We start from the raw sequence: 16,883 nt of genomic DNA, 5'->3' as shown, positions 1-16,883 counted from the left end.
AAAACCCTCATTTTTTTTATTTTATGATTGTATCTTTTTAAGCATTTGCAATGCTATTATCATTATGCCCCCTATTGCAAAAAATACAATGCTAAATGTGGAAATACTCATAGCTTCTTTTGGAACTTCTAATGTTGTCGCTCCCATCACTATAGCATATAATGACCCTATCATAAGTCCTAATATGCTGTACACCGTTTGAGAGCGAAATTTCTCTAATGCAATTTTAACAAGTCTTACTATTGTTACAATTCCTACAATAATTCCCATACCAAACACTATTACAGCAGGTAATGCTTCTAATTGAAATGATAACACACTTTTTATACAGTTCATTACTGGTACATACAATCCAAATATCAATAATAATGTACTTCCTGATATTCCAGGCAATACCATTGCAGATATTGCTATCATTGCTGCTACAAATAAATATAATGCTGTTGCTACAGACATATGCAGTAAGTCAAAAGAGTTTTGTTTTGTTGCTGTAGTATTTAAATAAGTAATTAGTACTACAATAGCAATACCTGCTATCATATATACAATATTTTTACCATGTCCTAAAAAGTATTTTCTTTCTTCTCTTGTTACAACAGGTATAGAAAACACAATAAATCCTAAAAACAAAGAACTGACTTGATAAATATGTTTTTCAAATACTGTTGTCAATATCATTACTGCTAATATAAATCCTACTATCCAACCTATCATAAGCTGTAATAGAAAATGAATTGCCTTTTTTCTTTGTTTCATTGTTCCTGCTACTACATCATTTAAAGAGTTAATAAAATTGTCATACTGTCCTAACAAAAATGCTATTGTTCCTCCAGACACACCTGGAACGCTGTCTGCTAATGCCATAAAAAATCCACAAATTATTTTGATTATCACTTTTGTATTTCTCTCCTTTCCATTTTGCCTTTTATCATAACATATTATATAATATTTGGGTAGAATATTTATAATAACAAAATTTTTTTACAAAAAAATAACCTCACAAAATGTAAAGTTATTTTATTTGTCATTTTAGACATAGTATTAATTTATATTTTATTTCTTTAATATAATTTAAATTACCATCTTTTTACTGTTTCATTCAATCTTAATTTTGCTTTTTTCATAATTTCTTGTATATCTGACCCTTGTACATCTAAATTATCAGCATGTATATATTTACATTGATAGTTTCCTAACATTTTTAATACTTTTCTAACATAATCAAATCCCATATTTCTCTCTGCATCTCCTCCAGCGGTAGAGATATAAAGCATTTTTTTTCCTCTGCACAGTCCCACATATCTATCCTCTTGATACAAAAAGTTTAATTTTGATACCATAATATTTTCTATATAAACCTTTAACATAGAGGGAAAACTGCAATCCCAATAAGGTGCTCCTATTACAATTTTTTCTGCTTCATGAAACTGCAAAGCATACATCATTTTACTATTTTCCCAATCTCTTTTTGCAATTAATTCTTCTCTTTCTTTTAATGTTTCTTCTGTCATAGGTTTTAATTCCGCTCCACCAAAAAGAGAAACTTGTTCTATTTCAATATGTCTATGGTTTTTTTCATAATTTTCTAAAAAATATTTACATAATTCTAATGTTCTGGAATTTTCTCTTGCACATGCATTAATAAACAATATTTTCACTTTTCTCTCTCCTTCTGTTCCCATTGATTTAACGCATTTCTTACAGACTGTACCGTATCACAACACAACTGCTGTATACTAATTTTTTGAAATTTTCTCATTATAGTATAAATAGTGTCCCCTATTGGTTCAACATATTTCTGTTGGTTTATTTTTTCAAAGTCAATTAATATTGCAAGTGCATTTAATATAGGTGCTGCTGTACAATCTACATCTTGCCCTTCCATACAAATAATATGACAAGTTTTTTCAAAATCATTTTCACCATACCACAATGCTACAATTTCTGCTGCAACATTAGGATAGCAATGTATCCAATGATATTGCTTAAAACGATTTTCACAAATTTTCCATGCTTGCTGCCATGTATCATATTTTTTGCACTGTTGTAAAGTATAATTTGCTACAGAAGCATATTCACTTTTCTGAGGCAGTAATGCTATTGTTTTTTCAAGTAATTGTTTGGCATCTTTTTCTACAAAACTTAACGAAACAAGCATTGCATTAAACATTCCTCCTATGATACCATTGTTGCTATGAGAAATGACACTATCGTATACAGCCAATTTTGCTGCCATACCAGGATTTGCAGGTGCAACCATACCATGTATTGCAGTTCTCATTTGTGCCCCTATCCATTCACAAAAATAATTATTTACTATACCGCTTTCTGGAGGCATAATGCCTCTTCTTAAATTATATAATGCAGTTTCTTCTGCAGAATATCCATCTGCTATCAGTGCTAACCATTCTTGTGCTATATTCTCTGATGTCACATCATATCCTTTTTTTATAAAACTTTGCAAAAATGCTAATTCATATGTAATATCATCATTATATGTTTCTGGTTGTCTTAAATATCCTGTTACTTCTCCAAATTTTTTAGAAATATTTTCTGTAGTATAGCCTTCTATTTGTGTCCCTAATGCTCCCCCTATCAGTTGTCCTAACCAGCCATGTTTTATTTTTTGTTCAAATTGTTCTGAAAATACATCTATTTTATTACATTGTGGAAACACAACATCTTTTTCTATGTCTTCCCATGTTTTATACTGTTTATACTTCCAGTATTCACAATTCGTATCTTTTTTTGCTGTATTAAGCAAATAATATATTTTAGATGTAATTTGTTGTATTGTACTACCATCTTTTTGTTTTTCTGCCTGCAACCCTGCATCAATATATTTTTCTGCTTCTGTTACATCATATCCTCTATTGTGCATACTTTGTATTGCTGCCACAACCAAATGACAGGGTGCTTTAGAACCAGGTACTTCACTATACCAATCTTTAAATAGTTTTTCATCACTTGCAATACCTGCTTTAACATACTCTTTCCAATATTGTTCACAGCTTTGTTCTACATCAGGCGGTATTGCATTTTCAATCCATTTTCTTTCATATTCCCATGCTTTCAAAATATCACTTCCTTACCATTATCCTTTTTTCTGTTTTGAGCGTGAATAAGAATAAATTGCAATCGCTACAATCGTTATAACATAAGGTATTGTTTGTATAAGTTGTGCTGGAAGCTGCAAAAGTTGCAATCTTATAGCAAGAGAGTCCGCTGCCCCAAATAACAGTGCCGACAGCATTACTCCCCATGGTGTACCTCTACCCATAGACTCTGCTGCCATGCCTATAAATCCTCTTCCTGCAACCATCTCTTTTGAAAAAAATGATACATAGCTCATTGACATATATGCTCCACCTAATCCACACAATGCTCCTGCTAATATCAATGAAATATATTTATATTTTAGTATAGAAATACCTACAGATTTTGCTGCTTCTGGATTTTCTCCTACAGAACGAATACGCAATCCTGTAGGTGTTTTATATATCAAAAATGCAAGTAATATTGTAATCAATATTGCTAAATAAGTTAATACACTATGTCCTGAAAAAATATCTCCTATGATAGGAATTTCTTTTAAAAAAGGGATTTGTACATTTGCCACAGTAGCATTATTTAAACTTTGTGTAGAGCCTTTTTCTCCTGTAGCATAATATATTATAAATATTGTTAAACCACTTGCTAATGTATTTAACGCAATACCTGCAAGCACTGGTTCACTTTTTAATGATATTGTAACATACCCAAAAAGGCAAGACAATAATGCCCCTATTATCATAGCAACTATAACACCCAATATTGCACTTTTTGTAATATAACTGCCTAAAGGTGCTGCCAATGCACAAGTTAACATAATACCTTCTGTTCCTATGGAGTCTATTCCTCCTTTTGTAAATACCATACAAGCCAGTGCTGCAAACAATATAGGTGTCATAACTCTAATGGTTGTGAAAAAAAAGTCTGTAGAAAATATTACATTTATCATACCATTTACCCCCTTATTTCTTCCAGCTCTTTGGCTTCTTTTACTACCAATTTTTGACGGTATTTACTTAATATTGCCTGTGCAGAAATCAATACTATCATTATCGCTTGTATGATTTTAACAATTTCAAATGGTATATCTGTATTTCTTGACATAATATCTGCACCAATTCTCAAATAAGCTAAAAACAATGCTGCTAAAGGCACATATTTTGCCTGATACCTTGCCACAATAGCAATTAACACACCGTCCCAGCCATATCCGGGTAGTCCTTGATACTGAAATCTTTGATACATACCAAACAATTCTACAGAACCGCCCAGACCTGCAATCACACCTCCCAATGCTTGAGAGCCTATAATCATGCTACCTGCTGCAATACCTGAATATTTTGCCATAGTATCATTTTTTCCCACTAATGTGACTTTATATCCAAATGATGTTTTATTGAGTATAAGCCATACAATAATCACTGTCACAAATGCAATAATAGTGCCTGTGTTAATTCTAGTTTTAGAAAACAGTTTTGGTAATACCATACTATCCGCAAACATATAAGAATAATTTGAGTTCATTTGAGGGTCATAAAAAAATGCTGTAATAATATATAGTCCCAAATAAAGACATACATAATTTAACATCAGTGATGTAACTAATTCATTCGCATGACATTTTACTTTTAATATTGCTGGAATTAATGTCACAATGCCTCCTGCTACCATAGCAAATATCATTGCTGTAATTAAATTTATTACTGGAGGTAAATCAAATAACAATGCTCCTGCTGTCGCTGCTACTGCTCCTATAAAAAAAGCTCCCTCCATAGCCAAATTAAATAATCCCGCTCTATAAAGCATAGTGACAGAAAGTCCTGTAAATATTAATGGTGTCATTGCTTCTATAACATTTCCCATTCTTCTCACAGATGTCAAAGGCCCTATTAAAAAGTCTTTAAGTGCATACAAAGGCTGTTCACTTACAAGCAATATAATGGCAAATACCATTAAAAGAGAGCAAAATATTGCTACCATTGTTCTTAATATTTCTACAATATTTAATGTATTTTTTTTCAATATCATTTATGCTCCCTCCCTTTCTTGTTCTGTTTGCTTTTTAATTCCCAGCATATACAATCCTAAATCATATTCTGTAATGTCTTTGCTATTTTCAAAATAAGCTGCTACTTCTCCATCACACATTACAACAATACTATCACTCAATTCCATTACTTCATTTAAGTCTGCAGAAATCAATAATATTCCTTTTCCTGCATCTCTTTGCTCTACTATTTTTTTCCATATAAATTCATTTGCTCCCACATCTATACCTCTTGTAGGTTGGTTTGCAATTAAAAGTTCCGGATTTGACGAAAATTCTCTTGCTACAACAACTTTTTGCATATTTCCTCCTGAAAGCATACCTACAAGTTGTTGTTCATTTTTACAAAGTATAGCAAAGTCTTTTATTAATGATTTTGCCATTTCTATTATTTTTTTATGATTTAAAAGTCCATTTTGTTTTAACGCTTTATTATCTATTCTATCAGATACTAAATTTTCCCATATTGTAACATCTTTTGCTACACCTGTTTTAATACGGTCTTCTGGTATATAGGAAACACCTAAATTTCTAATATCATAAATACTTTTTTGAAGTATATCTTCTCCATTGAGTAATATTTTTCCTTGTACATTTTTATAAAAACCAAATATACATTCTGCTAATTCATTCTGTCCATTTCCCTCTACTCCTGCAACACCTAATATCTGTCCTCTTTTTAGCTCAAATGACACATTATTTAATATGTTTTTATTTTCTTGATTAGTATAACTGACATTTTGAAGTTGCAAAAGTATCTCTCCAAATTGTGCTGGTTTTTTATTGACATTTAATACTACATCTCGCCCTACCATAAAACGGGAAATTTCTTCTTCTGTAGAATTTGCTACAGGCATTGTTCCGACATATTTTCCGCCTCTTAAAACAGTGATATTGTCACATATTTGTCGTACTTCTTTTATTTTGTGTGATATGAATATTATGGTATGTCCATTTTGTTTTAACAGCAACAGTTGTTCAAAAAGTTCTTTTGTTTCTTGTGGTGTTAATACTGCGGTAGGCTCGTCTAATATTAAAAGCTTTGCTCCTCTTACAAGTACTTTTAATATTTCTACTTTTTGTTTTACTCCTACAGAAATATCACAAACTCTTGCCATAGGGTCAACATTCAAATTATATTTTTTTGCCATATCTTTTACTAATTGTATCGCACTTTCTTTATCTGTAAAAAGTCCCTTTTTTGGTTCTATACCTAATATAACATTTTCATATACCCTCAAAGACTCCACAAGCATAAAATGTTGATGTACCATACCAATACCCAGTTGTATAGTTTGTGCTGCATTTTGTGTATTGATTTCTTTTCCATCAAAATAGATTTTTCCACTGTCTTTTTGTTCTATACCAAATAATATTTTCATGAGTGTACTTTTTCCTGCACCATTCTCCCCCATTAGTGCATGTATCTCTCCAGCATTGACAAATAAATTGACTTCTTTATTTGCCATTACTCCATTAGGATATATTTTTGTAATATTTTCCATTCGCAATATCTCATTGCCCATATCACAATCCTCCTTTTATCTGCTATACAAATCCACCGCCTTTTGATATAGGCGGTGGTTAAGTAAATTATTTACACTCTATTATGGTGCAACAGAGTTAATAATGGACTGTACTTTTGTTTGGTCTTCTCCTAATGCCGAAGTAATTTGTACGTTACCCTCTATTACTTGCTGTTCTGCTTCACTTACTTTTTGTCTAATGTCTTCTGGGACATTTTTCTCATAATATTCATTTATTGCAATGCCTGCTCCTCCTTCTTTTATACCCAAACTTTCATATGCACCATATGGTACTGTGCCCTCTATTTCCATCTCTGCCATTCTCACAAGAGAATTGCCTACTTCTTTCAGCACTGATGTCAATATTACATTTGCCTTTGCCTCATCAGTATCTTTAAAAAGCATAGCTTGGTCTGAGTCCACTCCTATAATATATTTATTCATTTCTGTTGCAGCTTCCACACAGCCTAAACCTGCCTGCTCTGCTGCTGGGAATATAATATCTACACCCTGATTATATTGTGCTATAGCAGTTTCTTTTCCTTTTGCTGTGTCGTCCCATGAACCAATATAAGAAACATACACTTTAATATCTGGTTCTACAGATTTTGCTCCTTCAATATAGCCAACTAAAAAGTCTGTTATAATAGGGTGTTCAGAACCTCCTACAAATCCTATTTTTTTATCTTCATTAGCATATTCCATATCAGACGTTGTAACAAGTGCTGCTAAAACACCTGCTAAATAAGAACCTTCATTTTGTTTATAACTAATAGCATAAACATTTGGATATTTTCCATCTTCTATTTCTGAGTCAAACATAACAAATTTTTGTTCTGGAAATTCTTCTGAAACTTTTTCAATTACTTCTGAAGAACTAGAACCATTTGTTATAATAACATCATATTTTCCTTCTTCCGCTAAATCCTGAAATGTTGGTTCCCATTTTGTTTGGTCACGTCCTATTTCAATTACTCTTGTTTCACAGCCTAATTTTTCAGCAATTTGTGTTACACCATTATTTGCAGAGTCATTAAAAGATTTGTCGCCTAATTGTCCTGTACATACAAATACAAAAGAAGGTTTTCCGCTGTCTGTTGTTCCCTCTGCTATATTGTCTGTATTGTCACCACTTCCTCCACCATTACCACCACAGCCTGCTAATCCAAAAAGCATAGCTCCTGTAAGTATCATTGACAGCATTGTTATTAATTTCTTTTTCATTTTTATACACTCCTTTTTTATTGAAAATATTACTGCATTATTTTATATTACAGACAATACAGCAATTATTTTATACTTTCATTACCTCTTCATAACTTGGTATTGATGTTTGTGCTCCTTTTCTTGTTACTACAATAGAAGATACTTTTATTGCAAATTCTATTGCTTGCTCACAACTACAACCTTCTGATAATTTTAATGCTAATCCTGCTGTAAAAGCATCTCCTGCTGCAGTTGTATCTATTGCTTTTACTTTTTTAGAAGCAAAAACAGTGTGTCCCTTTTCTGTCACAAGTATAGCACCTTTTTCACCTAATGTTACAACAACTTTTTCTACTCCTTTTTGTAAAAGTGTTTTTGCTGCTTCTACTATTTCTTGCTCTGTTGTTGTTGGTCTTTGTGTTAATATTTGCAGTTCTGTTTCATTTGGCTTTATAATGGAAACATTTTGAAAAAGAGTTTTTGGTAAATCTTTTATAGCTGGTGCTGGGTCTAAAAGCATCATTTTTCCTTTTTGTTTTGCTAATTCCGCTACAGCACAAACACTTTCAATAGGTGTTTCCAACTGTGCTATTACAACATCACATTTATCAATATATTCTTGCATTTGCATAATCCATTGTTTTTTTAGCATAAAATTTGCTCCAGATACCACAATAATACTGTTTTCTCCTGTTTCTTCTACTGCTATCACTGCTATACCTGTAGGCTCATTTTTAAAAATTTGTATTCCTTTTGTATCTACTTTTACAGATTGTAAATTTTGTAATAGTTTCATGCCATTTTGGTCTGCTCCTACGCAACCTATCATTGCTACTTCTGCTCCCAATTTTGCCATGGCATAAGCTTGATTTGCTCCTTTTCCTCCAGGTATATAGTTAATTTCTTTTGCTAATATTGTTTCTCCTTTTTTCGGCATTTGAGAAACATTTATTACCATATCCATGTTTAAACTTCCTATTACTAACAAATTTCCCATTTTGTTGCCCTCCTCTTTTCGTTATATGCTTACATAAGCATTGCAACCTCTTTACTTACTCTCTTTTTAACCTCTTCTATCATTTCAATAATTTCTTTTTGATATAAATCCATTGTAATTCTATCTGGCATAGAAGGTTGTGCTCCCAATCTTGCAATACTTATACCAGCAGCATATGTTGCAAAAACAATAGCACTTATCATATCTTTTCCTTCACTTTTTGCTACGGCAAATGCACTAATAAAAGCGTCTGCTGCACCTGTAGTATCTTGTGGCTCAAATGGTGCGGCATCAAAATAAATACTATATTGTTTATTTCTAAAATAACAGCCTTTATTTCCCAATGTTACAATAACATTTTTTACTCCTTTTTCTATTAAAAATGCTGCTTTTTGTTCTATGCTCTCCTCTCCTTGTACAATCTTATGTAGTTCTTTTTCATTTGGTATTAAATAGTCTATATATTGCATAATATCATATTGCAATGTTTCTATTGTTGCTGGTTTGACAAGTACTATAACATTTGTTTCATGACACATTTTAATAGTATAAATTGCAGTTTTTTGTGGTATTTCTAATGATAGCAAACAATAATGTGCTTCTTGAAACAGTTTTTGATGTTGTCTTATTTGATAAGTGTCTAGTTCTCTATTTGCTCCTTGATATACTACAATAGTACTTTCTCCATCTTTTGCTACATTGATGTATGCTTTTCCAGTAGAAAGTGTTGTACTAAAATAAACACCTTCTGTTTTTACACCATTTTGCACAAGACAATGATATAGTTTTTTTCCATCTGCATCATTGCCTAAACTACCTACTGCATACACAAGTCCTCCTAATTTTCCTGTTGCTGTTGCTTGATTTAGTCCTTTTCCTCCTGGCAGTATTGCAAGATGATTTGAAAGTAATGTTTCTCCATCTGTAGGCAATTTTTCTACATTAATGATATTATCTATATTCATACTACCTACTACTATAATTTTTTGATAAGAGCCATGTATTTTTTCAAAGGGATTTGTAACACTTTCTCCTTCTATCAATGTAGGAAGAATACTTCTTCTAAAGCGAACAAATTCTTTTTTTCCTTCTATTTTTTGTAAAAGCATTTCTATTGCCTGTCTGCCTACTTCCTCCCAGTTTAATGCTACGTAGTCTAATTTAGGATATAATGTTTTATAAAATCCCATAGTATGAACACACACAATTGACATATCTTTCGGTATTGTTGTAGCATGTCTTTCGCAAGCAGCATAAGTGCCGCAAGCTATGACTTCATTTTCACATACAACAGCAGACAAATTACGATTGATTAGCTGATGTGCTCCTATTCTTCCTGTTTCTACTTCGTCTTGTCCTATAAATACATTCCCTGTTTCAAATAGTATATCCGCCTCAAACAATGCCTGCATATACCCCTCTTTGCATTCATTGCTATGACGGTTTTCATACAACAACAATCCTATTTTTCTATGTCCATATTGTATTAAATGTTTCGTTGCTAAATAAGTTGCTGTAATATAATCTCCATATACCTGCATTGTCTGAGGCAAATCTTTTTGTTTTTTTAAAAGTAAATAAGCTATTTTTTGTTTTTGCAGCATTTGTATACTTTCTTTTTCTTCTGCTATAGGGTACAATAATATTGCATCGATATTTTTACCTGAAAGTATTTGTATATATTTGATTTCATCTGAAAGTGTTTTTGTAAAATAAACCATAATATTATAGCCATTTTTAACAGCATTTTTTTCTATGCTTACAATCAATTCTTGTTTATACTGTAAATCTTCTGGCAATATCAATGCAAATGTATAACCACAAGAACCTACAGCAATTTGACGTATTTTAGAATAAGGCATATATTGATATTGTTTTGCAATTTCTAATACTCTTTTTTTGGTTTCTTCACTGATGGCACAATCTTTATTATTTAATATTTTAGAAACAGTACTAACAGAAACTTGAGCCAAATTTGCAATATCCTTTATTGTCATGAAAAGACTCCTTTCTGAAAAATATGTTAATAAAACTGTTTTACTAAAACAGTTTCTTATATAATATTACTATATACCAAATTTTATAAAATGTCAATATTTTTACCAAATCAACAAAAAAACTGCTTTACAATATTGTAAAGCAGTTTTTATTATTATAATAGTAAATTTCCCAAATGATATATCACAAATGTTACACACCATGCTACTGCAATTTGAAATAATACAGAAATGCCTGTCCATTTCCAACTGTTAGACTCTCTTTTAATTGTTGCAATAGTTGCAGCACAAGGTACATATAATAAACAAAATACCATAAGACAATACGCATTTAATATACCAAATCCCATACCGCTTAGTATTGCAGCTAATTGTGTCATACCCATTTCTGAATTGACATTTGGCACAGCAAACAACACAGCACAACTTGACACTACAACTTCTTTTGCTGAAATACCTGCTATCAATGCTACTGCGATTTGCCAATACCCCAATCCTATAGGAGCAAAAAATGGCTCTAGCAAATGTCCTATTACTGCACCGAAACTGTTTGTCATATCTGTAGAATATCCTTCTATACCAAAGTTTAACAAAAACCACATAATAATAGATGCTATAAATATCGTAGTACCTGCTTTTGTTAAATAATCTTTTACTTTTTCCCACACATATATCCAAACTGTTCTAATACTTGGCATTTTATATTCTGGCAATTCTATGAGTAAATCATTTTTCAATTCTTTGTTTTGTTTCATATTCATAAAAAATAATGCTATTAATGCTACAATAATTCCTATCACATACATAGAATATGCTGCCATCATGGCATATTTTCCAAAAAACATACTAGAAAACAATATATATATAGGAAGCCTTGCACTACACGACATAAAAGGAGTTACTAACATAATTTTATATCTATCGCTTTTTTGTTCTAATGCCCTAGATGCCATTATTGCAGGCACTGAACAGCCAAAACCTAATATCATAGGAATAAATGCTCTACCAGAAAGTCCTAACTTTCCCATAATACTATCCATAACATAAGCAACACGTGACATATATCCGCTGTCTTCCAAAAATGCTAATGCCAAAAATAATATAAATATATTAGGTAAAAATGTTAATATGCCTCCTACTCCTGCAATAATACCATCTACCAATAACGAAATAATAGGAGGACTTACAGAAACCAATTGCAAAGCTGTAGTTGCTCCTGTACTTATCCATTCTATCAGCAACTCAAAATATCCTTTTAACCAATCTCCTACTGTAAATGTCAAAAAAAATACACAAGCCATAACAGCTAAAAAAATAGGAATACTTGCTATTCTATGTGTTAAAAATTGGTCTATTTTATCTGTAAATGCAGCTCTTTCTTCTTTATGAAATAGTACTTCTGCTATAATTTCCTCTATAAAATCATATTTTTCATTTATAATATCAGACTCATAACTACGGTCAATAATATCTGGTAAATTTACTCTATATTTTTCTGTAATTTCTTGGTCTTGCTCCAACAACTTTAATGCGTACCATCTTTTATTTTCTAATTCTGTATGCTCTTTTTGCAATTCTTCTATAATACAGTCAATTTTTTGTTCTATATCATCACTATATACCATAGCATATTTTTGGTGTTTTTCTCCCCCTGCATGATTATGTATCAACATTTCAGGTTCTTTTTTATCATAGTGATGTGCTGCAGCATGCATCAAAGTATTAATACCTTTTCGTGTTCTTGCAGAAACAGGTACTACAGGCACACCCAACATTTCAGGTAGTCTGTGCATATCTATTTCCATACCTCTTTTTTCTACAATATCCATCATATTTAATGCTACAACAACAGGTTTTCCTAATTCCAAAAGCTGCAATGTTAAATATAAATTTCTTTCTAGTGAAGAAGCATCTACCACATCAATAATCATATCTACTTCATCACTTAGTATAAATTGGCGAGAAACTTTTTCTTCCATAGTATAAGAAGTTAAACTATATGTTCCTGGTAAATCGACTAAACGTATATTTAAATCGTGTTGTTTTAGTGTTCCTTCTACTTTCTCTACTGTAACACCTGGCCAGTTTGCAACTTTTAAATTTGCTCCTGTATAAACATTAAAAAGTGTTGTTTTTCCACAGTTCGGATTGCCTATAAAGCCTATTGTAATATCATGTGCCATACCAAGCCCTCCTTACTTCAATGTTTTTTGATATTCCTTTTCCTATTGCAAAACGTGTACCCCTTACTTTTATAATGAGTGTTCCGCCGCTTTTATTGTTTAATACTTCTACTTTTGTACCTGCCAACATACCTAACGCCTCTAGCCTTTTTTCTATATGTAATGGCAAATCTAATTTTTCTACAATATAAGTAGCATTTTTTTCTCCATTATTTAATGTCATGTTATTCCCTCTTTTATGCTCTAAAACCCGTTTTATCTGCCTCTGTAATTTTTCTGATGACTTTGCAAGGCACACCCCCTGCTATAACATTTTCTGGAATACTCTTTGTTACAACACTTCCAGAAGCAATAATTGTATTATCTCCTATTGTGACTCCTTGATTAATTTGTACTCCTCCACCAATCCAAACTGCATTTCCTATTTTCACCTTTTTTGCGTAACACCCTCCTGCTATACGTTCTTGTGCATTAATAGCATGGTTTGATGTATATATTCCTACTCTAGGGCCAAACAAAACATTGTTTCCTATTTCAATACCTCCACCATCTAACATTACACAATCAAAATTAGCATAAAAATGATTTCCTATGCTAATGTTATATCCAAATTCACATCTCATGTTTGGTTCAAAATAGACATTTTTTCCTACAGACTGAAAAAGTTTTTTTAATATTTGTTCTCTTTTTTCTGCATTTTGACCATAACTGTTATTATATTCATTTGTTAACAATACTGCATTTTTTCTGGCTTTTATCAGTTCTTCTGTCAAGTCATTATACATTTCACCACTCAATATTTGTTGTCTTTGTTGCTCCAAATTCATATTCATTCGCTCCTTTGTTTGTGCCATATTGATTAGGCTTTTCCTATTGTATCACTAGATATATTATTTTTCTACTATTTTATCAAAACAAATTTTCATATTTTCCAAAATCGCATGGTAAAAGTACTTTTCCCTGTTTTTGCAGTTCTTGTTTTATTCCCTTTAAAATATGTATTATACTGCATTTTTGTTTTTGACTTGCTGCCAAAAAAAGTGCAGTCAACATAGCATTTTTAATACTACCTCCTGTCATTTCAAACTGTTCCGCTAAATATTGAAAGTCAATATCTTTTTCTAATGGTACTTTATTTGTTACAAATGATTTCCACAATTCATATCTTTGCTGCACTTGAGGAAAAGGAAAGTGTACAACATACTGTATTCTTCTAAAAAAAGCAGTATCTATCTGTTCTAAATGGTTTGTAGCTAATATAGATATTCCTTTATGATTTTCTACTTTTTGTAGCAAAAATGCTACTTCCATATTAATATATCTATCATTAGCACTTTTACCATCTGTTCTTTTTCCAAAAAGTGCTTCCATTTCATCAAAAAACAATATTACATTACTTTTCATTGCTTCATCAAATATAGTATTGATATTTTTTTCTGTTTCTCCTATATATTTTGAAACAATTTGCGACATATCTACTCTATATACTTGTAGTCCTAACTCCCTGCCTATTACCTGTGCTGCCATTGTTTTTCCTGTACCCGATTTTCCTGCAAAAAGCATACAAACACCTCTACCATAAGGCAATAGTGCATCATATCCCCATTCATCATATACAATATGTTCATATAATACATGATTACAAATTTGTCTAAGCTGTTGTTTTTGCTGTTCAGGTAATATAAGTTGTTCCCATAAAAATATTGTTTTCATTTTTATTGCTTTTTTTGTCAAATATTTACTTTGAATATGAATACAACATTGTTCTATTAGTTTTTGAGAATATTCACATTTCTCTGAAATTACTTTTTGATTTGCAAGCGACACTGTTTGTTTGATTTGTCCTTGTGTCATAATCATTTTATTGCTTAATTGTTCTGCTGAAATAGTTTCGTCTTTTAAAAAATATTTCCAGAACTGTATGCTTTCTGTTTTTGTTAATTGCTTTGTTTCAAAATGATATTGTGGTATTATTGTTTTAGGCAGGTCAAATGCTTCTTCAGTCAATAAAAATATTGCAGAAAAAAACGAATAATATTTTTGAAACAATAATAATATTTCTTTCAAATCATTTTTTGCTATATTATGGCAATTTTGTATACAAATTGTCCCCTTATGTATTATTGCTTTCGTTATCATATCTAATATAGTATCTTTATTTGCATTTTCTCCCTCACAGCATAAAAACAAATTATTATATTTATAGGCATATTGTTCTGCTATAAATTTTTTGCCGCTGCCTTTTTGTCCTTTTATTACAATAATGCTATTTTGTTGTTGCTGTTGTATATTTTGTATACTCTTCCATATTTCTTTATTTGCTAATATTTCTTGTTTAGCACTATTTTTTATATCGTAATTATTTTGTTGCCACATTCCTGTTAATGAGAAATAAACTAATTCTTTTTTTAATATCAGTGCTTGCTCTGAAAATACATTTTTTTGTAATTGTGTTTCAGTTTCAAAAAGCAACTCATATGTAACAGAATACAATTGTAATAAAAAATCGCAATAAGAAATTTCTTCTATGGCACTGTTATAAATTTGCCATACAATTTCTATTGTAGGAAAGGGCATATTGATGCCATGCAGTTTTGAAAATAAATATCCATATTTTGTACTATACTGAGGTAAAAAAGCAATGCTTGCTGCAAAACGTTGTATATTATTTTGCGTCAAACAAGTCATTACAACAAAAAAGAAAAGTGAACTATTTTGATTTCGTTCTATTTGCTCAAAAGCATATTGATAAATCTGCTGTTCTGAATATATTGTCTGTTTTGCTAAATTATTTTTTAAATCACAAAGCGTTTTTTCTGTTTCTATACTGTCAATATATTTTCTTAAGCAACATTCTAACCACACAATAATATCGTTCAAAAAAATCTCCTCCTATTGTGCTGCTTGTACTGTCTGCTGTAGAGGTTGTACAATTTGTATTATTCCTCCCCACATACATAGTAACTGACTATTTTGAAGCAAAGCAGGTTTATTTTGAAATAATATAGTACTGCTGCCCATTGTCCACTGTGTTGTTACCATAGGTTTACATGGTTGTGGTGTCAACACACCTAAGGCCGCTGCTGTTGCTGCAGATACTGTAGGATTTGTCATAGAAGTACACATTCCAAATGTAGATATATTGGTAGGTGTGTTATCAAATATCGTTGCTACAATACTATTTGATGCTATTCCACTTTGTTGGCTATTTACTATAATAGGGCATGGTGTTGTGCCAAAAGTACATTTACACATTGTTCCTGCTGTCACCAATATTGCCATATTTTTCTCCTTTCTGTTTTGTTTGTATTTTAAATTCTTTTTTGACAACACGTTTTGTAGTATGTATCATTTCTGTATCCATAAACACAGGAGATACTTTATAAAAGCAAGAAGTTTCATAATAACAATTCCACATAGCATATAATTTGTTTTTTTCTTCTAGTGATATATTCAAATATTGTAGAGAAATCGCCTCTTGTGCTTTTTGTATACTTCCGCTTAAATATTGTTGTGGTATTTTTCTATAATTGTAAAACTGTTGTATTATTTTTCCTAATATTCTTTGCTCATCAATTTGTTTTGTACTACTATCTGATTTTAAATTCACAAATATCATATAATACAATGAAAATGATAAAGGAGGTTCTTTATATTTTGTTTCATCAATCATTATTCTAGATTGTAATTCCATTTCTTTATGTATTTCTATATCATATAAAAACGCTCCTATTTCATAGTTTTCTTTTTGTTTTGGACTACAAATTCCTATTTGTTCTGGTTTATTAAAAGGCTCTGGTGTAATAGTATTTCGTAATAATGTTATAATAGCTGTACTTACCTCTGCAAATGTAGTATAATTTCCCATAATATTCT

General features: G+C 31.2%; 15 protein-coding genes. All 15 read right to left on the bottom strand.

The features are described 5' to 3' along the window. Positions 1–21: 21 nt before the first annotated feature. The 15 genes from C820_RS08345 to C820_RS08275 all read right to left on the bottom strand — a co-directional run bounded on the left by C820_RS08345 (position 22) and on the right by C820_RS08275 (position 16,875). Positions 22–864, bottom strand: a complete 843-nt coding sequence (locus C820_RS08345; RefSeq protein ID WP_004034865.1) for a DUF368 domain-containing protein — start codon at positions 862–864, stop codon at positions 22–24. A gap of 212 nt (positions 865–1,076) precedes the next feature. Further along, positions 1,077–1,658, bottom strand: a complete 582-nt coding sequence (locus tag C820_RS08340) for an NAD(P)H-dependent oxidoreductase (RefSeq protein ID WP_004034867.1) — start codon at positions 1,656–1,658, stop codon at positions 1,077–1,079. After that, complete coding sequence (locus C820_RS08335; protein ID WP_004034868.1) at positions 1,655–3,076, bottom strand: ADP-ribosylglycohydrolase family protein; 1,422 nt, start codon at positions 3,074–3,076, stop codon at positions 1,655–1,657. The genes C820_RS08340 and C820_RS08335 overlap by 4 nt, the downstream gene beginning before the upstream one ends. An 18-nt stretch (positions 3,077–3,094) precedes the next feature. Next, a complete protein-coding gene (locus C820_RS08330; RefSeq protein WP_004034870.1) occupies positions 3,095–4,000 on the bottom strand; it encodes an ABC transporter permease in 906 nt (301 codons plus the stop codon). Between the two features lie 5 nt (positions 4,001–4,005). Next, positions 4,006–5,079, bottom strand: a complete 1,074-nt coding sequence (locus C820_RS08325; protein WP_004034872.1) for an ABC transporter permease — start codon at positions 5,077–5,079, stop codon at positions 4,006–4,008. Continuing rightward, positions 5,080–6,624, bottom strand: coding sequence for an ABC transporter ATP-binding protein (locus C820_RS08320; RefSeq protein ID WP_004034873.1), 1,545 nt, complete (start codon positions 6,622–6,624; stop codon positions 5,080–5,082). Between the two features lie 81 nt (positions 6,625–6,705). After that, positions 6,706–7,848 (bottom strand): BMP family ABC transporter substrate-binding protein, encoded by a 1,143-nt coding sequence (locus tag C820_RS08315; protein ID WP_004034875.1) that lies wholly within the window; start codon positions 7,846–7,848, stop codon positions 6,706–6,708. 70 nt (positions 7,849–7,918) lie between these two features. After that, a complete protein-coding gene (gene rbsK, locus C820_RS08310) occupies positions 7,919–8,827 on the bottom strand; it encodes a ribokinase (RefSeq protein WP_004034877.1) in 909 nt (302 codons plus the stop codon). Between the two features lie 29 nt (positions 8,828–8,856). Next, on the bottom strand, positions 8,857–10,824 hold the full coding sequence (locus C820_RS08305) for a PfkB family carbohydrate kinase (RefSeq protein WP_004034879.1): 1,968 nt from the start codon (positions 10,822–10,824) through the stop codon (positions 8,857–8,859). A gap of 155 nt (positions 10,825–10,979) precedes the next feature. Beyond that, entirely contained in the window at positions 10,980–13,007 is a 2,028-nt protein-coding gene (gene feoB, locus C820_RS08300) for a ferrous iron transport protein B (protein ID WP_004034883.1), read from the bottom strand. After that, complete coding sequence (locus tag C820_RS08295) at positions 12,997–13,230, bottom strand: FeoA family protein (protein WP_004034889.1); 234 nt, start codon at positions 13,228–13,230, stop codon at positions 12,997–12,999. The genes feoB and C820_RS08295 overlap by 11 nt, the downstream gene beginning before the upstream one ends. 13 nt (positions 13,231–13,243) lie before the next feature. Further along, entirely contained in the window at positions 13,244–13,834 is a 591-nt protein-coding gene (locus tag C820_RS08290; protein ID WP_004034890.1) for a sugar O-acetyltransferase, read from the bottom strand. An 82-nt stretch (positions 13,835–13,916) separates the two neighbouring features. Beyond that, positions 13,917–15,887: an ATP-binding protein gene (locus C820_RS08285; protein WP_004034891.1), complete on the bottom strand. Its 1,971-nt coding sequence runs from the start codon at positions 15,885–15,887 to the stop codon at positions 13,917–13,919. 12 nt (positions 15,888–15,899) lie between these two features. Continuing rightward, positions 15,900–16,289, bottom strand: a complete 390-nt coding sequence (locus C820_RS08280) for a DUF4280 domain-containing protein (protein ID WP_004034892.1) — start codon at positions 16,287–16,289, stop codon at positions 15,900–15,902. Continuing rightward, entirely contained in the window at positions 16,255–16,875 is a 621-nt protein-coding gene (locus C820_RS08275; RefSeq protein ID WP_004034894.1) for a Pvc16 family protein, read from the bottom strand. The genes C820_RS08280 and C820_RS08275 overlap by 35 nt, the downstream gene beginning before the upstream one ends. Between the last annotated feature and the right edge of the window lie 8 nt (positions 16,876–16,883).

Source organism: Clostridium sp. MD294 (assembly GCF_000364165.2).
Lineage (GTDB): Bacteria > Bacillota > Clostridia > Lachnospirales > Anaerotignaceae > Coprocola.
This window is presented reverse-complemented; position numbering and strand designations above follow the sequence as displayed.

Coding starts and splice junctions, on each gene's coding strand:
- C820_RS08275 (WP_004034894.1), bottom strand. CDS start 16,875: ATGGGAAATTATACTACATTTGCAGAGGTAAGTACAGCTATTATAACA.
- C820_RS08295 (WP_004034889.1), bottom strand. CDS start 13,230: ATGACATTAAATAATGGAGAAAAAAATGCTACTTATATTGTAGAAAAA.
- C820_RS08280 (WP_004034892.1), bottom strand. CDS start 16,289: ATGGCAATATTGGTGACAGCAGGAACAATGTGTAAATGTACTTTTGGC.
- C820_RS08330 (WP_004034870.1), bottom strand. CDS start 4,000: ATGATAAATGTAATATTTTCTACAGACTTTTTTTTCACAACCATTAGA.
- feoB (WP_004034883.1), bottom strand. CDS start 13,007: ATGGCACATGATATTACAATAGGCTTTATAGGCAATCCGAACTGTGGA.
- rbsK (WP_004034877.1), bottom strand. CDS start 8,827: ATGGGAAATTTGTTAGTAATAGGAAGTTTAAACATGGATATGGTAATA.
- C820_RS08325 (WP_004034872.1), bottom strand. CDS start 5,079: ATGATATTGAAAAAAAATACATTAAATATTGTAGAAATATTAAGAACA.
- C820_RS08315 (WP_004034875.1), bottom strand. CDS start 7,848: ATGAAAAAGAAATTAATAACAATGCTGTCAATGATACTTACAGGAGCT.
- C820_RS08290 (WP_004034890.1), bottom strand. CDS start 13,834: ATGAATTTGGAGCAACAAAGACAACAAATATTGAGTGGTGAAATGTAT.
- C820_RS08345 (WP_004034865.1), bottom strand. CDS start 864: ATGGCATTAGCAGACAGCGTTCCAGGTGTGTCTGGAGGAACAATAGCA.
- C820_RS08320 (WP_004034873.1), bottom strand. CDS start 6,624: ATGGGCAATGAGATATTGCGAATGGAAAATATTACAAAAATATATCCT.
- C820_RS08305 (WP_004034879.1), bottom strand. CDS start 10,824: ATGACAATAAAGGATATTGCAAATTTGGCTCAAGTTTCTGTTAGTACT.